General features: G+C 52.9%; 2 protein-coding genes. One reads left to right on the forward strand and one right to left on the reverse strand.

Features of this window, described 5'->3' with window-relative positions:
• Positions 1 to 1,132, forward strand: a 1,132-nt coding sequence (locus tag KDK19_RS01095; RefSeq protein WP_257291158.1) for a phosphomannomutase, incomplete at its 5' end; no start/stop codon positions are given.
• Between the two features lie 33 nt (positions 1,133 to 1,165).
• Here the strand turns inward: KDK19_RS01095 and KDK19_RS01100 are convergent.
• On the reverse strand, positions 1,166 to 1,630 hold a 465-nt coding region (locus KDK19_RS01100), incomplete at its 5' end, for an HAD-IB family hydrolase (protein WP_257291159.1).

Raw genomic sequence — 1,630 nt, forward strand, 5'->3', positions numbered from 1 at the left:
CTCCATCATGATCACAGGCAGCCACATTCCTTTCGATCGCAACGGCATCAAGTTTTACCGCCCGGACGGCGAGATCAGTAAACCGGACGAAGCCGCTATCTTGAGCGTGGATGAAGAACTCCCAGCCTACCAGTCTTTTTTACCAGAAGAGTCCGATCACGCACGGGCCAGCTACATTCGCCGGTACACCGATATGTATCCGTCGGACGCGTTGCATGGCCTTCGGATTGGTCTCTACGAGCATTCTGCAGCCGGCCGTGAAATCAGCAGAGAAATTCTGCAACGGCTGGGGGCGGAGGTTGTGTCTCTCGGACGGACAGAATCCTTTGTTCCAATCGACACGGAAGCCGTCTCTGAAGAAGACCGGACCCGAGGCCGGAAATGGGCGGAAGACCATAACCTGGACGCTATTTTCTCAACAGATGGAGACGGAGACCGGCCACTGTTGGCCGACGAGAACGGCGAATGGCTTCGGGGCGATATCCTAGGCCTTCTCTGCGCCAAAAGCCTAGGCGTAGAGGCCTTGGCAGTTCCTGTGAGCTGTAATACGGCGATTGAGCTGACTGGCGCTTTCGAGGAGGTTGCTCGGACTCAAATCGGCTCGCCTTTCGTTATAGAAGAAATGGAGACGCTTGCCACTCGCCACGGGAGAGTTGCCGGATTCGAGGCAAACGGAGGTTTTCTTCTTCAAACCAATCTCTCCGTCGGATCTGCAACCATTGATAAACTGCCTACACGAGATGCTCTGTTACCGGCCGTGGTGGTGTTGACCTCGGCAATCTCTGCGAATAAAACCACCTCACAATTGGTTGCCGAACTGCCTGAGCGATTTACCGCAAGCGATCGTGTCAAAAGCTTCCCGACAACGCTTAGCAAAAGGCTTATTCAAGCGTGGGAACAGACTCCTGACAAGCTCAGAGCGGATTTAGCGGTGGAAAAACAGATTGCCGCTATCGACACCACAGACGGCCTGCGTGCCACTCTGGACAATGGGCACATTATTCACTTTAGACCATCGGGAAACGCGCCTGAACTTCGCTGCTACTGCGAGGCAGAACGCCAGGAATTAGCACAACGGCTGGTGGCAGACTACATTGCTGCTCTTGAGGGGCTTCTGGCCAGCGAGGTCTAAACCTCGTTACCAATACTTTGTCACCGGGCCTGATCAACTGGCCCGGTGATTAGCAACAAATCTGTTTTCTTGCTTTGTCCAAAGATACCCCTGTCGAGCTGACTTGATCATGGGCAGGTCTCCGGAGGTGTCTCCGTAAGCGTACGTATTCTTCGCAGGCTTTCCTTTGTGCCACCCCTTTATTCTTCGAACCTTCTCTTCTCCATAACAGTTTTCCCCCTCAATCTCGCCCGTAACATCACCGTTATTCTTCTTTTTTAAGGAGGTACATAAAACGGCTGTAAGTCTCTCTTTTCGGGCCCAGGACTCCAAGTAAATATCCAGCGATGCACTTACTAACACGCACTCATGTCCCTGCTGCTGGTGCCACCTAAGCTTTTCCATCCCCTCCGGCCGAAGCATGGTCGGGATAACTTCCTCACTAAATCGCTCTCCCAAACTTAACAGCTCATCGACATGGTAACCCGATAGGAACTGCTTAAGTACCATCTGCTTAGC

This window comes from Endozoicomonas sp. ONNA1 (genome assembly GCF_024606325.1).
Lineage (GTDB): Bacteria > Pseudomonadota > Gammaproteobacteria > Pseudomonadales > Endozoicomonadaceae > Endozoicomonas_A.